At 61.4% G+C, this 17,135-nt stretch carries 23 protein-coding genes; 14 read left to right on the top strand and 9 right to left on the bottom strand.

The window, feature by feature from the left end:
• The first annotated feature begins 8 nt into the window (after positions 1 to 8).
• The 3 genes from PARHAE_RS10310 to PARHAE_RS10300 all read left to right on the top strand — a co-directional run bounded on the left by PARHAE_RS10310 (position 9) and on the right by PARHAE_RS10300 (position 1,487).
• Positions 9 to 482, top strand: coding sequence for a phage tail tube protein (locus PARHAE_RS10310; protein WP_126154533.1), 474 nt, complete (start codon positions 9 to 11; stop codon positions 480 to 482).
• Between the two features lie 79 nt (positions 483 to 561).
• Entirely contained in the window at positions 562 to 1,062 is a 501-nt protein-coding gene (locus PARHAE_RS10305; protein ID WP_126154532.1) for a hypothetical protein, read from the top strand.
• A gap of 17 nt (positions 1,063 to 1,079) precedes the next feature.
• Positions 1,080 to 1,487, top strand: a complete 408-nt coding sequence (locus tag PARHAE_RS10300) for a hypothetical protein (RefSeq protein ID WP_126154531.1) — start codon at positions 1,080 to 1,082, stop codon at positions 1,485 to 1,487.
• On the opposite strand, the gene PARHAE_RS10295 is transcribed toward PARHAE_RS10300, so the two are convergent.
• From PARHAE_RS10295 to PARHAE_RS10275, 5 genes are all read right to left on the bottom strand, one after another.
• Positions 1,478 to 1,783: a hypothetical protein gene (locus PARHAE_RS10295; protein WP_126154530.1), complete on the bottom strand. Its 306-nt coding sequence runs from the start codon at positions 1,781 to 1,783 to the stop codon at positions 1,478 to 1,480. The genes PARHAE_RS10300 and PARHAE_RS10295 overlap by 10 nt on opposite strands.
• 2 nt (positions 1,784 to 1,785) lie before the next feature.
• Positions 1,786 to 2,352 carry a Panacea domain-containing protein gene (locus PARHAE_RS10290; protein WP_126154529.1) on the bottom strand — a complete coding sequence of 189 codons (567 nt, stop codon included), beginning with the start codon at positions 2,350 to 2,352 and terminating at the stop codon, positions 1,786 to 1,788.
• Between the two features lie 211 nt (positions 2,353 to 2,563).
• Positions 2,564 to 3,061: a DUF3280 domain-containing protein gene (locus PARHAE_RS10285; protein ID WP_126154528.1), complete on the bottom strand. Its 498-nt coding sequence runs from the start codon at positions 3,059 to 3,061 to the stop codon at positions 2,564 to 2,566.
• A gap of 133 nt (positions 3,062 to 3,194) precedes the next feature.
• Entirely contained in the window at positions 3,195 to 3,407 is a 213-nt protein-coding gene (locus PARHAE_RS10280; protein WP_126154527.1) for a hypothetical protein, read from the bottom strand.
• 85 nt (positions 3,408 to 3,492) lie between these two features.
• Positions 3,493 to 3,786: an Arc family DNA-binding protein gene (locus tag PARHAE_RS10275; RefSeq protein WP_126154526.1), complete on the bottom strand. Its 294-nt coding sequence runs from the start codon at positions 3,784 to 3,786 to the stop codon at positions 3,493 to 3,495.
• A gap of 88 nt (positions 3,787 to 3,874) precedes the next feature.
• Between PARHAE_RS10275 and PARHAE_RS10270 the strand changes: the two genes are divergently transcribed.
• From PARHAE_RS10270 to PARHAE_RS10250, 6 genes are all read left to right on the top strand, one after another.
• Positions 3,875 to 4,075, top strand: coding sequence for a hypothetical protein (locus PARHAE_RS10270; RefSeq protein WP_126154525.1), 201 nt, complete (start codon positions 3,875 to 3,877; stop codon positions 4,073 to 4,075).
• A gap of 46 nt (positions 4,076 to 4,121) precedes the next feature.
• Positions 4,122 to 4,952, top strand: a complete 831-nt coding sequence (locus tag PARHAE_RS10265; protein WP_164555210.1) for an ORF6N domain-containing protein — start codon at positions 4,122 to 4,124, stop codon at positions 4,950 to 4,952.
• Positions 4,949 to 5,245, top strand: coding sequence for a hypothetical protein (locus tag PARHAE_RS10260; protein WP_126154523.1), 297 nt, complete (start codon positions 4,949 to 4,951; stop codon positions 5,243 to 5,245). The genes PARHAE_RS10265 and PARHAE_RS10260 overlap by 4 nt, the downstream gene beginning before the upstream one ends.
• A gap of 173 nt (positions 5,246 to 5,418) precedes the next feature.
• On the top strand, positions 5,419 to 5,727 hold the full coding sequence (locus PARHAE_RS10255) for a hypothetical protein (RefSeq protein WP_126154522.1): 309 nt from the start codon (positions 5,419 to 5,421) through the stop codon (positions 5,725 to 5,727).
• A 112-nt stretch (positions 5,728 to 5,839) separates the two neighbouring features.
• Positions 5,840 to 6,037, top strand: coding sequence for a hypothetical protein (locus tag PARHAE_RS21065; protein WP_164555208.1), 198 nt, complete (start codon positions 5,840 to 5,842; stop codon positions 6,035 to 6,037).
• 19 nt (positions 6,038 to 6,056) lie between these two features.
• Entirely contained in the window at positions 6,057 to 6,416 is a 360-nt protein-coding gene (locus PARHAE_RS10250; protein ID WP_164555207.1) for a type II toxin-antitoxin system death-on-curing family toxin, read from the top strand.
• A gap of 95 nt (positions 6,417 to 6,511) precedes the next feature.
• On the opposite strand, the gene PARHAE_RS10245 is transcribed toward PARHAE_RS10250, so the two are convergent.
• From PARHAE_RS10245 to PARHAE_RS10230, 4 genes are all read right to left on the bottom strand, one after another.
• Entirely contained in the window at positions 6,512 to 7,840 is a 1,329-nt protein-coding gene (locus tag PARHAE_RS10245) for a trypsin-like serine peptidase (protein WP_126154520.1), read from the bottom strand.
• Positions 7,837 to 8,748, bottom strand: a complete 912-nt coding sequence (locus PARHAE_RS22125; RefSeq protein WP_420899403.1) for a trypsin-like serine protease — start codon at positions 8,746 to 8,748, stop codon at positions 7,837 to 7,839. Before PARHAE_RS22125 ends, PARHAE_RS10245 begins: the two co-directional genes overlap by 4 nt.
• A gap of 205 nt (positions 8,749 to 8,953) precedes the next feature.
• The gene (locus tag PARHAE_RS10235; RefSeq protein ID WP_126154518.1) at positions 8,954 to 9,517 is read right to left on the bottom strand and encodes an excalibur calcium-binding domain-containing protein; all 564 of its coding nucleotides are present in this window, start codon (positions 9,515 to 9,517) and stop codon (positions 8,954 to 8,956) included.
• A 78-nt stretch (positions 9,518 to 9,595) separates the two neighbouring features.
• The gene (locus PARHAE_RS10230; RefSeq protein WP_206436928.1) at positions 9,596 to 9,868 is read right to left on the bottom strand and encodes a hypothetical protein; all 273 of its coding nucleotides are present in this window, start codon (positions 9,866 to 9,868) and stop codon (positions 9,596 to 9,598) included.
• Positions 9,869 to 9,952: 84 nt separating this feature from the next.
• Between PARHAE_RS10230 and PARHAE_RS10225 the strand changes: the two genes are divergently transcribed.
• The 5 genes from PARHAE_RS10225 (at position 9,953) to PARHAE_RS10205 (ending at position 17,135) form a co-directional block, all read left to right on the top strand.
• A complete protein-coding gene (locus PARHAE_RS10225) occupies positions 9,953 to 14,512 on the top strand; it encodes a hypothetical protein (protein ID WP_126154516.1) in 4,560 nt (1,519 codons plus the stop codon).
• Positions 14,513 to 14,576: 64 nt separating this feature from the next.
• Entirely contained in the window at positions 14,577 to 15,470 is an 894-nt protein-coding gene (locus PARHAE_RS10220) for a hypothetical protein (protein WP_126154515.1), read from the top strand.
• A 46-nt stretch (positions 15,471 to 15,516) separates the two neighbouring features.
• Entirely contained in the window at positions 15,517 to 16,209 is a 693-nt protein-coding gene (locus tag PARHAE_RS10215; protein ID WP_126154514.1) for a hypothetical protein, read from the top strand.
• A gap of 9 nt (positions 16,210 to 16,218) precedes the next feature.
• Positions 16,219 to 16,536 (top strand): hypothetical protein, encoded by a 318-nt coding sequence (locus PARHAE_RS10210; RefSeq protein WP_126154513.1) that lies wholly within the window; start codon positions 16,219 to 16,221, stop codon positions 16,534 to 16,536.
• Complete coding sequence (locus tag PARHAE_RS10205; RefSeq protein WP_126154512.1) at positions 16,533 to 17,135, top strand: DUF4376 domain-containing protein; 603 nt, start codon at positions 16,533 to 16,535, stop codon at positions 17,133 to 17,135. Before PARHAE_RS10210 ends, PARHAE_RS10205 begins: the two co-directional genes overlap by 4 nt.

The following is a 17,135-nucleotide window of genomic DNA, read 5'->3' as shown; positions in this document are numbered from 1 at the left end:
GGCAAACCATGGCCGATAATCTGACGACCGGCATCGGGACGATCCTCTTCGTCTCCGCCACGCTTCCCGCCACGCTGACCGAGGCAGGCTTCACCGCCGTTACCACCTGGGTCGAGGTCGGGGAAATCACCGAAATCCCGGAATATGGCGGCTCGTCCGAGGTCGTCACCCACACGCCCCTGAAAACGGGGGTGCAGGAGAAGTTCCACGGTCCTTCGAACGCGGGTTCGCTGCAAATTCCGATGGCCTATGATCCCTCCGACGCGGGCCAGATCATTCTGAAGGCGGCCAAGGCCGACAAGAAACAGCGCGCCTTCAAGATCGAATACCCCAAGGTGGATACCGCCGCGGACGAACCCCGCAAGGATTACTTCGTGGGCAAAGTCTTCGGCGTCACCCGCAGCGCCACCACCAACGGCGTAGTCTCCGGGACCGTGACGGTGGGACTGGACATGGAGCCGATCGAAGTCCTGGAAACCTGATCCGGTCCCACGACCGGCGGGCCGGGGCGTTTGGTGCAGCGCCTCGGCCCACAATGCACCGCACCACAGGAAGAGCATCATGGATTTTCTGAAAGCCTACGACGCGCGTGGCGCGGCCGAGACGGCGCGCGAGATGGAACTTCGCGACCAGTCGACGGGCGAGGTCATCACGAACGGCGGCAAGCCCTGCATCGTGCTGGTGAAAGGCGCATCGAGCCGGACTATTCAGGCCGCGCTCCGCGACGACGAGATTGCCCGCGCGAAGAAGGCAAAGGCCGCGAAGGACGCTGGGGGCGAGATCGACACGCAGACCGCCGAGGATTTGCATCGGCAGACCTGCAAGGCCGCCAGTCGGTTCATTGTCGGCTTCAAGAACATGCAGACCGCGGGCGAGGACGGGAAGGTGCGCGACCTGACTGCCCATGACGTTCCGGCGTTCATCGACCTGACGTTCATCAGCTTGCCGCATCTGATGCGTGAGCGCGTCGACGACGAATGGCGCAAGCCGTCCTTCGCCCAGCAGGTGTTGGACTTCGCCCAGGATGACGCCGCTTTTTTGGCGAAGTCCGGGAAAGCCTGACCCTCTACGCCCGGCAGTTGGGCTGGCTGCACGCCAGGCCCAAGCGGGACGGAAAGGAAGGCAGGCCCCGGATACAGGCGCGGCGGGATGCTGGCGCGCCGCTGAACCTCCCGCAGATCACCGCCCGGCGCGATCTGCTGGACGCGATGATGGCCGAGGATGGCATCGGCTGGTGCCAGATCGACGGGATGGGTGAGAGGCGGCCGCTGCCTTGGGCCGAGATTGTGGCGTTCGCTGCGCACCAGGGGCTGGACGAGTGGGAGCGCGGGACGATCCGCGCACTGTCTTTGGCCTACCTGGACGGGCTGGAGATCGGGGCCGACCCGGCGGGTGTGGCACCGTGTGCGGGTGCTGACCCGGCGGCAGATCGCCGCGCCCTGGCGGCGGGTATCAGGGGGGCGTTGAGGGCGGCGTATCAGATGTAGTCCAGATCGTCGCCCATTGCGTCAGGCGCCGTTACCTCAATCCAAAGCAGTTCCACGGTCTTGATCGCTTCTACCGGACGGAACCACACACTATGGGATAGGGTAAAGTCAGGGCCGTTGATCCGAAGCTTCGTGCGCGCCAAATAGACGCCGTTAACCTCGGTTTCATCGAAGCCCAGAGGGCGTCTGGCCAGCGCATACATGATCGGCGCAATAGCTTCGTCAACTGAGCGGGCGCCGCCGCAATGGGCCACACCACGTAGATAGTCTTCGTTCTCAGCTATAGTCCACAGCAAGGTTACCAGCCAAGCTCCGCAGCAAGCACCCGTGTCCGGTCCTGTTCAGCGCGGCTAAGGGGCGACGTGTCCAGATGCGCGAATTCGTAAGGCATCGCATCCCGGAGATTAACCACTCGCCAGCGGACATCGTGCGAAGCGTCGCTCACCTCACGCGCGCTTTGGCCCCACAATACTTCAATGAAGTGGTCGACAATTTCGACCTCATCGGGGGTGAAGAACTGCATGATCGGTTCGCGTCGCGCGACCGTTCGATGGTAGCCGATGTCGTTGGGGTCACTCGGCCCTTCCAGGCTAATCGCGCCTTCTTCGATCAGCTTCCTGCGGGTGGGGACGAGCGCCTTCGGTGCTGGCCCCTGACGTAGCTTGAAATAGCGCATCCCCGTTAGAGGCACGCCGAATTTCTCGAAGGCGGTAAAGTCCGAGTGGTAAAGGATCTTGTTCAGCTTCACCGCACCGAAGGTGGGATCTTCCGAGCACTGCTTCGAGATGTAGATAATCAACTCTCGGAACCGCTGCACCCCGCGTTCGACGGGGTAGGTTTCGTGCAGATATTGGCCGTTCGCCATACTGAACCTCCTTCCGTTCTTGGATTCGGACGCGTCTAGGTTAACCGTACAACATAGGGAGTGTTCCACAAAACGCGAAATCCGACGCCCGGATAGCTGCTTCGCGGATAGGATTTGACTGCCTGCCCGTCAGTCTGGACGGTTGTAGGTGGCGTGGCCCGTGTGAAAGTCACGCCAAAAGTCGGCCCGAGAGCCAGAGCCGCGACAAACCCTAGCTTTCCCCGCGGAAGATGATGTTCTTCAACAGGTATCGGTAGCCGCGCGTCCAGCTTTCATCCGTGTTGCCGCGGATATCGACCGCCCCGTGACGCAGATTCGTCCTTGCCTCCACATCCCGCAGGAAGAAGTTCATCGAGAGGATCAGTTCAGAAGTCTTCTGCAACTCGCCGGTAGCCGAATAGTCTGCTCCCAGTTCTTGGGCCAGCTTCATGTCGCAGCCGTTGCATGACGCGATGTTCTTGATGCTCTTGAGCTGCTCGGCCACGGGCGAGATATCAACCAGGGTGAAACCGCGCTCCGAGAGTTCTGCCGCGATCTGATCCTCGACCATGGCAATGCGTGCCCGTTCATCGGAATCGTCCAGGTCGCCGGCATTGTTCATGAGGTAGATGCCGAAAAAGGCAACCTTGCCGCGGGGAACGGCATCATCAGCATGGGCTGGGGAGAGGATCAGCGACGCAGCAAGGGCAAGCAGTGTTTGCTTCAGCATGATGAGGCTCCGGTTGGCCTAGATACCCTAGCATGGCTGCCCGCCGCTGCTATCGGACAGAAGTTGCACTGTGTGCATTTTCGTTCGCCATTGGTTGCCTGACCTCCGGTCTGGTGCTGTGCAACGATCTGGGTCAGCCGACAGGGACGAACAACACCCTGTCCCAGGCCTCGAAGCGCCCCGCGTTCGTCATGGCGACTTCCCACGCCGTCTGGCTGAAGGCGAATTCCTTGGTGGCCTGCTGGAAGGCAGCATGGGCCTCGGGCGTGTCGGCAAGGGGCTTTGCGGCGAAGCCTTCGGCGGCGGGGGCAACGGTAGCGTGGTCGATGGTCGGCAGATCGGTCATGCGGTGCTTTCGGTAGGGGTGGGTAAGTTTGCCGTGCTTGCGTGGAGCCGGGCGCGTGAAAGTCACAGAAAAAGTGAAAATGCGGTCAAGGAACGGGCGGTTCGTTGCCTTCGTGCCAGACCTGTAACATCCCGTCCACCTTGCGGATAACGACATACTCATCAAGCAACCATGCGCGACGTGTCACACCGTCCTTCATGGTCTGAGCAGACGCCTTCTCAAATTCGGCCGATGGGGATGGATACTTCTCTTCCAGCGCCGCAACGATTTCGGCGGTTGTGGACCGCGAATTGTCCTTCGCAGCAGCATCAATCCGCGCCTTCAGCTCCGCAGGAATGCGAATTTTAAACTGTATGTCGTGATGAGTCGGGATTGCCATACACTCTTCGTAAGGACCACATGGGTTCTTGACAAGGATGGACCCATTGGGTTTATATGAACCCGTTGGGTCCATAAGGTGAGAGGTCATGGAGAAGCGACAGTTCAAAATTAACCTTCCGGCAGATGTGGACGGATGGGTGGAAGCGGAAGCGAAACAGAATTGCCGATCGAAGGCGGGGCAGATCGTCTTTGCGCTGAGATCGGCAATGGCAGCGGGGGGCGATCTTGCCGGACAGACCCCCGCTGCCGGGAACGAAAACGCCGCGTTCGAGCGCGGCGCTGTCTAACCACAACGGTAATGGAGCTACCGATATGACTGCCTACAGTCCTAACATGAACCTGCCGGTCGTGCAAATTGCTGACACGCAGGTCCAGCAGATCGCCTACAAGGGTGAGCCTGTCGTAACCTTCGCCATGGTGGACGAGATCCATCAACGCGCGGACGGCACTGCGGGCCGGAACTTCCGTGAGAACCGGGATCGGTTCGATGAAGGCCGTGATTTCATCCGGATCAGTGCCGACGAAATTCGTCGCCACAAGATCATGGAGATTTCGAGCAAGGCGCATGGAGATGTGGTGCTGCTAACCGAGCGCGGCTACCTCAAGCTGGTGAAGCCGATGCAGGACGACCGAGCGTGGGAAGTGCAAGGCGAGATGATCGACTGCTACTTCAAGGTGAAGAATGCTGAGCCGCTGGACCGGCCGATCATGTCGACGGCACTGTCTCGCGAGGCCCGCTTGCAGTTCAAGCAGTCCCTCTGGCTGGCGAAGCAATGCAAGCTGGATGGCAATCAGGCGATCCTGTCGGCAAACCACGCAACTCGCGTTCTGACCGGGGTCGATATGATGGGCCTGATCGGGGTGAGCAGGGTCGAAGCACCTGACGATCATCAGGACATCAACCCTTCCGAGATCGGCAACCGCCTTGGAGGCTTCAAGGCTGTCGCGGTGAACAGGATGCTCTGCGACCACGGCTATCAGGTCCAGTTCCGCGACTACAAGGGGCGCCCATATTACGAACTGACCGACAAGGGCAGGGCGGCTGGTGCCCGGATGAAGGACACGAAGAAGAAGCACGACAATGGGACGCCCGTTCTGCAACTGATGTGGTCCAGCCGCATCGTTGACGCGCTTCGTGGCGATCTTGAGGGCGCCTCGGCATGACGCGCGAATACTTCGAAATCTCCGCTGCCGTCTATGCCATGCTGAAAATCGCTGAAATCGCGGTGGAGGTCTATGATCTCGAACGGGCAGCGGCGAATGAGAAAGCCGACCTGCACAGCGCGTATCAGATTTTCAAGGCCGTGAAAGGCATTGATCGTGTCGAGCGCGACAGCCCCGAGTGGGAAGCCATGATGGCTGAAACGGCGGGGGAATACGCCGCTTCAGAGGCAGCCAAGCGCAAGGTCTACAACGCCAAGCGCCGCTTGAAAGCTGCCATCGCAGCGGCCTGCTGAAAAACAAGCGGCCCCCGGCGCGTGTGCAGCGCGACCGGAGGCCTTACCAGAAACCTGATCCGTAGGAAATCAGATCAATGGATACTATCGAACATAGCGGATCGACCGCCCCCAGCCAAGGAAACACCGTTTCAAGGCGCAACCTTCTCGCTGCCAGCCCCGCTGCTTGCTTGATGGCCGCAATCGGCGGTGCCTATGCCGCCGGGGCCGAGGCGGCCGGTGCTGCGCCGGTCCTCACCCACACCACCCTCGCCGACCAAATCCTGCACCACGTCGCCGAAATCGAGCGGCTGTTGCAGGACGCAGCGCCTGAGGGCGTCGAACTGACCAGCGTCTGCTGGCGCGTTGGCGCGGACGACTTCTGGGCTTCGGGCGACTGGATCGACCCGGTGGACCCTCGGTTCTACAAGCTGGCGCATTTCCGCCCGCAGCACCGGCCGGATTGGTGGGTGCAGGGAATGGAAGGAGGCGAGGCGGCATAACGAAACCGGCCCTCGGGTCGTAGTGGGGGCGGGTGATCGCCCCTGCTGGCTGATGTTGCGGGGTTGACGGCAGATGTGGAGTTGCCATCTTATAGGTAGCCCAGCCTTCGGAGTGAACGACGTGCGTTCGATCAGTAAATCACCTGCTACAGGACGCTTTGTGGTGTCGAACCAGAAAGGGCCGAACATGAAGGCACGTTCATCTTCCTCGGCCACCCCGAAAGGAAAGCCATCTCAGGTGTCCAAGGAGGCGGCAGCCAGCAATGCTTCGCGGCATAGCGAAGCGCTGATCCGGTTGGCTGATCGCTAAGCGGCATTATCGGCTTACCTTGGCCGACGCCATTGATGCCCATAGCATCGCCTTGGAGTACGGCGGCGGCCGCCCCGGCATTCGCGACATCAACACCTTGGCGGGGGCTCTTGGCCGCCCCTTTCATGGCTATCACCGCTTCATCCATGAGAAGTGCGCGGCACTGCTGCATGGGGTGGCCTCAAGTCACGGCTTCACTGACGCAAACAAGCGGACGGCATGGCTCGTCACGTTCATCTTGATAGAACGAAGCGGTTATCATCTGGAAACCTTGGAGGATGACCGGATCGATGATGTCGCCGTGGCTGTAGTGGAACGGACGATGACAGAAGGTGAACTTGCCATTTGGTTCAAAGATCGCCTTATTCGCGCATTGTGAAACAAGAACGCCTTTGGGGGGCGTTCTGCTATTCAAGAATCAGCCAGAACAGATCGGCACGCGGGCTGCCTTGCCTGGGTCAACGACCTGAACTGCTACTGAAGTCCTGCGCACACTTCACTGCCAGTTGCAGTGGCTAGGGCAAAGCTTCCGAACCAATCGCGTTTGTTTGATTGATTGGCGGCTTCGCTCTCTGGCGATGCGGCGAAGCGCGTCAGAAGATTGCAGGCCCCTTCGTGGCCGCAATCCTCAGGTATTTGTTTTTGACCCAACAGAGCTTCAAGCTCGTGTTTGAATTCGCTTGATGCGGCTGAAGAGGCAAATCCTATTAGTGTCAGGCCATCAGAAGTAACGGAAAAAACGGGAGAGCCGGAAGAACCGACAACGGTGTCCAGGGTGCTGCACATCACAGCGTCGTCGGAGAATGCCATTTGGCTTCTTATCCAGCCGAGAGCAATTTGACAGCCTTCGGGCGGGCGCATTTGCCCCGTATGGACCTCAACCCGATAACGCCCATAAGCATATTGCACACTAAAAAGCTTATCATTTGATGGACTTGGGTTTCGCCCGCAAGATACATCGATTTCTCCTAGAAGACCCGAGGGAACAAGTTCACCCAATGGTTCATCAAGGGTGATTTCGGCCCGGTCAGCAGGCAGTCGCTTGATTAACTTACATCGCCCAACCAAAGTCGTTGTCGGCATTGGCTCAAGAGAGCGTAAGGCAACACGGATACTCGAATTACTACAGTCCACTTCGGACATTTCACTCAATGAGTCTAATCCAAAAATTTCTCCCTTTGCCATCTTCGATGCGCAATGAAAAACAGTGTCTATCACGGAACGGTTGCCAGGGCGAACAAATCCAGTGCAAGCAGGTATGTCGCCTGACGTGATCGAACCATAATCAGCCGAGCCGTCGGAACTGACTGGCAACGTCTCGAAGCCAAAGCTTTCGTCGCCCAAACTGAACTCTGTTGTGATTTGAACTGTGTCATGACGCGCCCGCCAGCAGTCTGCGGCTAGCGATGATCCCCTGGCGTTCTCGCAGGATGGTGGTTCGAACAACGGATTGAATACATCATGAGAGGAAATGGCGTCCTCTTGAGGCGCCCAAACAGAGATCGTTTGTTGCGGGTAACAAGGTAGATAAACGTAGTCACAGTTTCGCGGTAAATGAATTGGAATTGACGGCAGAGGGATTGGAGGAACTGGAGTAAAGTCTGGAGGGCCGACTGGCATTTGGTTGTCGCCGGGGAAGCGTTGCCAGCTCGTCGTCACAGAGTATTTATCCGTAAGCCATTTATGGCTATCGATTATGTTGGAGCCGTTGTTCAATCCAAAATCGATGCCAAAGTCACCTGCGGCTACGGCGTTGGGCCATAACAAGATGCAAATAACATTGATGATGGCCGAACGTTTCATTGCAAGTACTCGAGTCCTGCCTCAATAAAACTCTGCAGGGCGTCGGTTCTCGCCGCGACAGCGTACTGTCCGTATGTTATGCAGTGCGCTACTCGATCAGTTGCTGGCCTACTAGGCCCGGGAACTGGAGGAGCGCCAAGCTTAACGGTATAGTGCTGGATGATTCCGATCAGTTCCAGTGTCTCTAAATTGGACGAGTTTATCATTCGAAACACGCCCGCGCCACTATCAGCATTGCATACAGGATTTGTTATGCGCTTTCCGTCGAGCGTCAGGCCATCTATTAAATGGAGGTTGAAATTTGTCGAATCGCTTAGTGTTAGGCGAGCTGGCGGGACAAAGTATAAGCGGTCTGCTGCGGCTGACTGTGTTAGCAGAGTAAGCCCCCACCCCGATACAGTTCGGTAACGACCTTCATCTGAAGTCGTTGCCACAGGTACGACACGCTCATCCGGGCAGTCGACGGCTCTTGGTAATTTTATTAAGGCAACGTCTCGCGCCCGGTCACCTTCGTCATCGTTATTGACTACTTTCGGATGAAAATAGGCCGTATCACGCGAGATGCGCGCATGATGAGGTCCGCTGGCTCCGCAGCGCCGAGTGCTTCTGAAGGTTACCGAAATCCTACGTTTCAGCTGCGTTGTTCCGACGACGTAAATGCAATGCCTTGCCGTGATAATAACTTGGTCGGATATTAACGTGGCAGTGCACCCTGGGTTGCTGCCGCCAAAGGTAATCCGGCCAACTCCAGGGAAACTATAATCAGGTGCGACGTTCCCGTACGGGATCGTGCCTCCCCCGATAAAGCCTTCTAAATCAAATTCCTCTGGAGCACTGCTCTGTGCTAAAGCGGGCCATGCGCTCCAGATGAAAGCTAGTACAGAAAATATACGACAAGCGGTCCGCATGATTGCACCACGCAAAAGGAACAGATTCAAATCATGCCACGTTCGCCGATTCGGTCCAATAGGCCCTGGCCCCATGATCGAGGGGCGGCTCGCGCCTTTGAGAAGGTCGTCGTGATCAGTTAGTTTGCTTTCTGCGGGCCTCTGTTTCCGTCGGATGGGCGTTGGGTTCTGCGTGTAGGCGCCCCAAGAAAGGGCGTCCTGCTATTCAGCACCCATCGTAATTCCTGTTGCCGCTGGCAGTGATCGTATACGTGCCCCCGCGCGGCCCGACATAGCAGCGACTGGACGACTGCCGCGGTGCCGAGACGCGCACAGGCCTCGGCTTGTATCGCGTAGCGTTCGCACTGATCGTCCTGCCCCACTCGCAGGCGTTCCCGTCGCCGTCGCGATCCAAACCATGGGGGTCGTTCACCGGCCCGCCAGCGGCCAGGAAGAAGCGCTGGGCTTCTGCACCCGAAGCGAAGTCGGAGCAGTTGCGATCGCCCGAAACGGGCGTGGAACGAGAGTAGAGGGTCCGCCCGACCGTGCTTGATGTGCGGCGTCCGATGTATTCAGAACCCGAGGATCGCTGGCCACGCGCCGCGAGTTCTGCTTCGATCAGCATCATCTCACGGGCGTTTCCGGTAACGGACAGGTCGTGCCAAAGGGTTTCGGTCGCGAGGGCCGAGTAGTTAACGATCGGTGGGGCAGCGGTCTGGGTAGGGCCACAGGAAGCAAGCAAAGCGACGCCGGCCGGGGCGGTGCCGCGGCGAATGATCCTCAAAAGCATGGTGATTCCCCCCGAAATGCTCCCGTCCCATTGCCCGCGGTAACAGGGGCGTGAGTCAAGGCGGATTATTGCCGATGCCTAATTGTGCGAAGCGATCATGCCTAGGAACTGGAAGTCCGGGGGCGGCGGAAGCTCGCACCCTCCCGCGATCATCATGTCAACGATTATGCCTTGGCGCAGCAGGATGTTCGTCATTGCTGACTGAGCTGTCTCCGCCCGCAAGGTGCTGCTCTCGCTCTTGCTGGACCGATCGAAAAAGATCAGGGCGTTGTCGAATTTCGAATAGGCTGCTGTCAGGCTAGCGCAGTCCTGCGCCGCAGCAGCGCCAGACGAAAGAACCACTGCGGCCATAGCCGTCCGAAATACCTTCATTATCCGTTCCTCCAAGCCCTGCCTTCATTTGGCGGGGCTTTCTCGTATCTGCAAGGATTCGCTATGCCCGAAGCAGCCCGCCTGGTCCTTGTGGCCGACAGCACCAGCCTGAAGCAGGGCGAGAATGCCCTCGATAGCCTGGCCCGCACCGGCGGCCGCGTCGAGGGCAAGCTGACCGTCGATATGGGCAAGATCGAGCGTGCCATGGCGTCGCTTGGCGGCGTCATGGGCAACCTAGACAAGACCATGCAGGCCGTTGAGCGCGCTGTAAGCGGTTCCGTGGGGCGGGCGCAGCAGGAAACGACCAAAGCGGCCCGGACCTTCGACGATCTGCGCCGGGCGATCGACCCTGCCTATGCCGCAAGCCAGCGCTTCGCCGAGGTTCAGGCGGAACTCGCTGCCCTGGTCGGGCAGGGTGCCGCCAAGCAGTCTGAAGCCAACCAGGTGCTGGAGATTGCCCGCAGCCGGTATCTCGGCATTGCCACGGCTGCGGAGGCCGCCGAGGAAGCGCAACGCCAGCAGGCGCAGGCAGTGGCCCAAGCGACGGGTAACTTCCAGGCTTTGCGTGCAGCAGTTGACCCGATCTACGCGGCATCGAAGCGATATGAGGCTGCTATCGAAACGGCAGACGCCGCGCTGAAATCGAAGATCATCACCGAAACGGAACATGCTCGCGTGCTGCAAATGGCGGCGTCCAAGATGCTGGCGATTGCACCATCGGCGGAACAGGCAGGCGCCGCGACCCAGAAATTCGGCTTGGTCGCAAACCAACTCGGCTATCAAATCCAAGACGTTTTTGTCTCCGCTCCGATGGTCGGCTGGTTCCGCGCCGTAGCGCAGCAGGCACCTCAGGCGGCGGGCGCGTTTGCCATGTTGGGCGGGTCAATCGGGACGATTGTTCCCTGGATCGGCACGGCGATTGCGGTCGGTGCCGCGCTGATGCCGATGTTCGTTGCAGCCGGAAAGGAGGCAAAGACCACCGAGGACGCCATCAATGATCTGACCGGCTCGCTTAACAGTTATCGGGATGCCGTCACGAACGCGCTGATGCCGATGGATGAACTCTGGAAGAAGTTCGGGCAGGGCGCGCAAGCAGCCCGCGAAACCTATGCTGCGATGGTCGAGATCGAGCGCATTCAGTATTTCAAGGAAATGAGCGCGACCGTCGCGACCCTGACTGGCGACCTGCAAGGCATCACAAAGGCCGTGCAGGACTGGCAGGCCGCGACCAAGTTGCCGGATTTTATGCGCGAGGAGGCAATTGCGGGCGCAGGCTCTGCGGCCCAGGCACTCGCTACCGCCTTCGGCCTTTCGGTCGTCGAAGCGCACCGCGTTGCCAACGCCATCCAATCGTTCAAGGCTGCGTCGGATGCTGGGCCGCGCGAGGCCGCTGCCGCGTCTCGTGCTTTGGGCGATCAGTTGATGCGTGCCTATGAGGCCAGCGGCCGGACGAACGATGAGTTGCTGGCCTCCGCCGAACGGTCCTATCAGTTTTCGATTAACGCCCAGGAAGCGGCGCGAGCACTTGGCGATGCTGATGCAGCGGCAGCTGGGGCGGCCACTTCGACGCAGAACTGGGCGATAGCGATGGCGGGGGTTCGTTCTGAAATCCTCGGGATCGTCTCGGCCCTTTCGCAGATTGGCGGCGGCATGATCTCGAACGCGGCCAAGTTCGTGGAGATCAATGCCCTCAAGGCTGGTCGATCAGTGGCCGAGGCCCGCGTCGAGATGGAGAAGTTCAACGTCGCGGCGAAATATGATGGGCAGATCATGGCGGCTGAGGCACGGGGCGGCATTTTCGGCTGGACCGAGGCGCAGGCGCTGAAGGCTGCCAAGTCGATGGAAATGGCCGGCATCGCTGCCACGACCGAAGCTGACGCATTGCGTAAGAACGCCGCAGAAGCCGAACGCGCTGCAACCAGTAAGGGCCGTTCAGGCGGTGCATCCTCCGCCGCCGCCAAAGAGTCGGCCAAGCTCGCCGCCAACCTCGACCGAGAAGCCGAACGCTGGCGCGACCTGCTGGACCCCATGTCCCGCTATCGCCGCGACGCCGCGCAACTGGCCCAACTCACTGGCATCCTGTCGAAGGGCGAAATGGCCGAGGCACAGAAGCGGTTGAACGTCGAACTGGCCGACTCCCTGCCGCTCGCGGGCAAGTTCGTGGACATCATGTCCGAAGGCCTGCTGAACGGCTTCAGCGGCACCCTGTCCAGCATGTGGGACATGCTCAAGAGTTGGCTTGCGAATGCCATCGCCATGGCGGCGAAGAACCGGATCGTCATCGCCATGGGTCTGGGCGGGATCGGCGCAGGTGACGCGCTGACTTCCGCTCTTGGCGCGGCGGGTGCACCGATCGGCGGCGTCGGCGGGGCCGCGGGCAGCATCCTGGGCGGCATCACGTCCTTCGCTGGCAGCGTCATGTCCGGCGCCTCGGGCTTCCTGACGGCCGCCGGCGGAGGCATCGGCAGCGCGGCGACCTACACCGGCTTCATGTTGAAAGGCGCGACCGCCAGCTTGACCGGCTTCGCATCGGCCCTCGGAGCCATCGCCCTGCCGGTGGCCGCTGTCGCAGCGGTGTTCAGCTTCTTCAAGACCAAGACGAAGCAACTGGACGCCGGCCTGCGCGTGACTATCGACGGCCTGGACGCGCTGACCGAGACGTTCGAGAAGGTCGAGAAGAAGAAGTTCTGGGGCTTGTCCAAGAAGGTCCGCACCTACTACGACACTGCCGACGCGGAGACGCAGCGCGCGGTGGAGAACGCAATCAACGGCTTGCAGGCGGGTGTGCTGTCGGCAGCGGATGTGCTGGGCTTCGGGGCCAAGACGTTTGAGGACTTTGCCCACACGGTGAAGATCAGCACCAAGGGCATGAGCGACGAGGAAGCCCAGAAGGCGCTGATCGAAGCCATCGGCGGTGTCAGCGATGCCTATGCCTCGATGATCCCCGGCCTGAACCGCCTCGCGGAAGACGGCGAGACCGCCAGCCAGGCCCTGTCCCGCCTTTCCGGCGCGCTGGTCGGCGTCAACGGCATCATGGACACCCTGGGCCACCGCTTCCGCGCGGCCGGTCTGTCCGGGGCCGATACCGCCTCGAAGATCGCCGATGCGTTCGGGGGGCTTGACGCGATGGCGCAATCGACGCAAGCTTTCTACGGGGCATTCTATTCCGACGCAGAGCGCCTGGCGACCACGACCAGGCAGACGGCCAAGGCCATGGCGGACCTTGGGATCGCCATGCCGCAGACCCGGAAAGAATACCGCGCGATCATTGGTGCTATGGACCTGACGACGGAGAGGGGGCGGGCGACCTATGCCGCCTTGATCGGCCTGTCTGGCGCCTTTGATCAGATCCTGCCGCAGATCGCCGGGTTCACTGCGCGGATGGCAAAGTTGCAAGACCGCGTGGCAACGGCCTTGGGTACCGTCCTCGACGGGCTGTCCGATGCGATCAAGATCAACGCCGCAGCGGCAGCCGACTGGCGCAAAGCCGGGACCGGCATCCGCGAATACCTGGACAAGCTGCGCGGCACGGCTTCGGCGCTGTTCACGCCGCAGCAGGCCCTGGCCTTCAACCGCTCGGCGTATCAGCGGACCTTGCAGCAAGCCATGGGCGGCAACGTCGAGGCGGCGCAGGCCCTGCCTGGCGCGGCGCAGACCTATCTGTCGAGCGTGGGTGACACTGCCCGCACCCGTGAGGAAGCGGCGCTGGCACAGGCTCGCGTGGCGGCCGCCCTGGGAAAAGTGGCGGTGAAGTCCGATATGACCGCGACCGCGCTGGAAGCCATCGCGGGGCTGCAACAGCGCCAGGTTGACCTGCTGTCCAAGGCGCAGGCGGACATCGCCGCCGGAAACGCCCTGACCAGAGAGGGCATCGAGAAGCTGATCGGCAGCCTCGGCCTGATCGACGAGCGGATCCTGAAGCGCGCCAGCGATGCGGGCGTGATCGTGGAAGGGTTCGGGAAGACCCTGAAATCTGTCGGGCTAAACGTTCCTGGTGCTGATGGGCTGCGAACGGCTCTGAACGACCTGCGCGCGGCCATCATGGCGGAGACGAAACGGCAGCAGGACGCGGTGAAAGCGGCCGCCGGCGTCGTCAACAAGCCCACGCCGGCACCGGCGGCGCTAAAGCCTGCGACCCCCACCAAGCCGAAGGCTTACACGCTGGACGACTACCAGGTGCGGACAAGTCAGGTCGGCGGGTCGAACGGCATGGGCGACAAGACCCGGATCGTCGGGCCGCTTGGAGGCGTCAAGACCTTCGACAGCCATTACGGCGGATCGCGATCCCAGGCGCTGGCGTGGCTCAAGGCCCAGAACTACCCTGCCTTTGCGTTGGGGGGAGACTTCGCGGGCGGCCTGCGGATCGTCGGCGAGCGCGGCCCCGAGCTTGAAGCGACCGGCCCGAGCCGCATCTACAATGCCCAGCAGACCCGGCAGATACTGGCCGGTGGCGATAACCGCGAGATAGTCGCGGAACTGCGTGCTCTACGCCAGGAAGTGGCGGAGCTGCGTGCTCATGCTCAAAAGACCGCCGAGAATACGCGCAGCATCAACAATATCCAGCGAGACATCCAGCAGAACGGCATCTCGATCGATCCGACCCAGAACAAGGTGACGGTCTGAAGGCATCTACGGCGAAATGAAAGCAGGGCGGTCCTTCGGGGCCGCCTTTTTGCATGGAGGTCCGATGCGGATCATCGAACCCTATCCGGTCACAGAGGCGATGATGGTCGCCACCAATGTACCGGTGGAGAGCCTGCCTGCCTGGAATGTGGGCACGACCTATGCGGACAAGGCGCGGGTGGTGTTCCAGACCGGCATCTGGGAGAGCGTGCAGGCAGCCAATACCGGCAGGAACCCCGGCGCGGACACCGCTAGCGAGTGGTGGGTCCGGGTCGGCGCCACAAACCCCTGGCGGGCTTTCGACAACCGCCTGGGCGGCATGACGACCGGCGGCTCGATGATCACCTATACCATCGCCCTGCCGCGCACGCTGAACGCGATCTGCTTCTTCGGGCTGAATGCGACTTCTGTCCGCATCCGGGTGCTGACGCCGGGGCCGACCGTCATCTTCGACGAGACCATTCAGCTTGCGACGCGGGATCCGGTCGGGACGTTCTGGGAATACATCTACACGCCCTTCGCGTTCAAACCGGATCTCGTGCTCACCGACCTGCGGCTGCCCAGCGGCGGCACGGTCGAGATCACCGTCACGGCAGGCACTGCGGCGCAGGTCGGTGAGATCATGCTGGGGAATGACATCGACATCGGGACGACGCTGGAGGACAGCGGCCTGGGTATCCAGGACTTTTCGAGGAAGGATCGCGACGAATGGGGCGGGCTGTTTCTGATCCCCCGGCCGGTGATCAAGACCGTCAGCTTCCGCTTCTCGATCCCGACCGATGGCGCCGCACGTGTCCAGAAGATCATGGAGCGGATCGCCTCGAAGGTCTGCGTCTTCTATGCTGTCGACGGAGAGGATCCCTTCGGGACAACCGTGGCCGGGATCCTGCGGGACTATGATCTGACCCTGACCACGGGTCGGTCCTTTGGCACCATCCAGGCTGAAAGCCTTACCTGACCTTAACCACCGACACAGGGAACCCGCCTCGCGCGGGCTTTTTTGCATGGCAATTACCCCGCCGCCGACCCCGCCCAACACTGGCGATCCCGCCTTCCTGGAGCAGCGGGCCGATGCCTTCTTCGGTTGGTTTCCGACCTTCGTATCCCAGTTCAACGCCGAGCTGCCGTTCATCAGCTCGAAGTCCTGGGCGACCTACGGCGGCTCCGCGAACGCGATCACCCTGACGGCGGGCTATGTCGCCTTGGTCAGGGGCACGCAGGTCCGGTTCCGCGCGACCGCGGCCAACTCCGGCGCTGCCACGATCAACCTGGACGGCCTAGGCGCGCGGCAGTGCCGCACGATCACCGGAGCAGTCCTGCCAGCTGGCTACATCCGCACTGATGTCGATACCGAGGCGACCTATGATGGCACCTACTGGGTGCTGGATCGGCAGATCGAGAGCGGGACAAATGCGAATGGCTCGTATCTGCGCTTGGCGAATGGCTACCAGCGATGCCTGAATGGTCTTTTGTCATCGGCATCCGGTGAGACTATCTGGGCCTTTCCGGCCGCGTTTTCCACCTCTGTTCCCTCCCAGCATTCAGCATCGATCCTGGTGGTCAACGCAGGGTCGGCCCATGCGACGATTTCGGCCATGTCTGCGGGTGACATGTCGTTCTCGGCCGTGAACTCAAACGACGGGACCAGTCGGCTTTCGCGCTTCTGCCGCCTGACGGCAGAGGGCTTCTGGTATTGAGGAACACCCATGAAAATCAGCTTTTCACCGCAGCTTGGCGCTGCGCCCGTCGCCGTTTCCGTCACAGGTGATGTGCTGACCGTCGAGGGCGCCACCTACGATTTCGGCCCGCTGGTCGAGGGTGACATTCTGCCGCGCGGCGCAGTGGAATGCCCCTGGCTGGTGTCGGACGTGATCCGCGACGGCGGCCACATCTGCCTCACGCTGATCCTGCCGCACGGCCCCGGCGCGCCGCAGGAGACCCTTTTCCCCGCGGCGATCATCGTGACCGGGGACGGGCCGGTCGCGCTTCCGCCGTTCGCCCGCATCGAGGAGCCTGACGCATGATCGACTGGGACAAAGCCATCACCGCCCAGCAGCGGGCCGAGGCTCGCGGCGCGGCTGCGCGAGAAGCGATTCGGTTGCGCAGGGATGAGGCGATCCGATCCGGCACCACGGTTGCGGGCATCGCGGTCGGCACCGATGACGTGACCCAGACCCGTATCATGGGCGCAGCGATGGCCGCGATGCTGGACCCGGCCTATTCCGTCTCCTGGAAGGGCGCTGACGGCACATTCGTCCCGCTGACCGGCCCGCAGGTGATCGGTGTCGCTCAAGCCATTCGCGCGCACGTCCAGGCCTGCTTTGACCGCGAGGCGGCGCTGTTGTCGGACCTCGTCGCGGAGCGGCCCTATGCCATCGATGACGGGTGGCCGGTGCAGGTCGTGCGGCTCGCCAATGGCGCTGCGGTCACGCACCGCGTCGGGGCCGGGGTCTATCGCGTCGCGACGCTCGAGAGCGATTGGATCGCGGAGCCGCCCGAGGGCCTGACAGTCGGCCTGTCCCATGACGGCGACGCGCTCACCGTGTGGGTCAGGCGTGATCACACCTTGGCAGACATACCCACCGGCCAGCACGTCCTGCTGCGCCCCGGCAGCGAGGCTTAG

The sequence above is a fragment of the Paracoccus haematequi genome (genome assembly GCF_900631945.1).
Taxonomy (GTDB): domain Bacteria; phylum Pseudomonadota; class Alphaproteobacteria; order Rhodobacterales; family Rhodobacteraceae; genus Paracoccus; species Paracoccus haematequi_A.
Note: the sequence above shows the minus strand (reverse complement) of the source record. Positions and strands in the feature narration are given on the sequence as shown.

Bases quoted from the DNA above. Each gene is read 5' to 3' on its own strand.
- PARHAE_RS10310 (WP_126154533.1), top strand. From the start codon at position 9: ATGGCCGATAATCTGACGACCGGCATCGGGACGATCCTCTTCGTCTCC.
- PARHAE_RS10305 (WP_126154532.1), top strand. From the start codon at position 562: ATGGATTTTCTGAAAGCCTACGACGCGCGTGGCGCGGCCGAGACGGCG.
- PARHAE_RS10290 (WP_126154529.1), bottom strand. From the start codon at position 2,352: ATGGCGAACGGCCAATATCTGCACGAAACCTACCCCGTCGAACGCGGG.
- PARHAE_RS10285 (WP_126154528.1), bottom strand. From the start codon at position 3,061: ATGCTGAAGCAAACACTGCTTGCCCTTGCTGCGTCGCTGATCCTCTCC.
- PARHAE_RS10280 (WP_126154527.1), bottom strand. From the start codon at position 3,407: ATGACCGATCTGCCGACCATCGACCACGCTACCGTTGCCCCCGCCGCC.
- PARHAE_RS10275 (WP_126154526.1), bottom strand. From the start codon at position 3,786: ATGGCAATCCCGACTCATCACGACATACAGTTTAAAATTCGCATTCCT.
- PARHAE_RS10270 (WP_126154525.1), top strand. From the start codon at position 3,875: ATGGAGAAGCGACAGTTCAAAATTAACCTTCCGGCAGATGTGGACGGA.
- PARHAE_RS10265 (WP_164555210.1), top strand. From the start codon at position 4,122: ATGAACCTGCCGGTCGTGCAAATTGCTGACACGCAGGTCCAGCAGATC.
- PARHAE_RS10260 (WP_126154523.1), top strand. From the start codon at position 4,949: ATGACGCGCGAATACTTCGAAATCTCCGCTGCCGTCTATGCCATGCTG.
- PARHAE_RS10255 (WP_126154522.1), top strand. From the start codon at position 5,419: ATGGCCGCAATCGGCGGTGCCTATGCCGCCGGGGCCGAGGCGGCCGGT.
- PARHAE_RS10245 (WP_126154520.1), bottom strand. From the start codon at position 7,840: ATGAAACGTTCGGCCATCATCAATGTTATTTGCATCTTGTTATGGCCC.
- PARHAE_RS22125 (WP_420899403.1), bottom strand. From the start codon at position 8,748: ATGCGGACCGCTTGTCGTATATTTTCTGTACTAGCTTTCATCTGGAGC.
- PARHAE_RS10235 (WP_126154518.1), bottom strand. From the start codon at position 9,517: ATGCTTTTGAGGATCATTCGCCGCGGCACCGCCCCGGCCGGCGTCGCT.
- PARHAE_RS10230 (WP_206436928.1), bottom strand. From the start codon at position 9,868: ATGGCCGCAGTGGTTCTTTCGTCTGGCGCTGCTGCGGCGCAGGACTGC.
- PARHAE_RS10225 (WP_126154516.1), top strand. From the start codon at position 9,953: ATGCCCGAAGCAGCCCGCCTGGTCCTTGTGGCCGACAGCACCAGCCTG.
- PARHAE_RS10220 (WP_126154515.1), top strand. From the start codon at position 14,577: ATGCGGATCATCGAACCCTATCCGGTCACAGAGGCGATGATGGTCGCC.
- PARHAE_RS10215 (WP_126154514.1), top strand. From the start codon at position 15,517: ATGGCAATTACCCCGCCGCCGACCCCGCCCAACACTGGCGATCCCGCC.
- PARHAE_RS10210 (WP_126154513.1), top strand. From the start codon at position 16,219: ATGAAAATCAGCTTTTCACCGCAGCTTGGCGCTGCGCCCGTCGCCGTT.
- PARHAE_RS10205 (WP_126154512.1), top strand. From the start codon at position 16,533: ATGATCGACTGGGACAAAGCCATCACCGCCCAGCAGCGGGCCGAGGCT.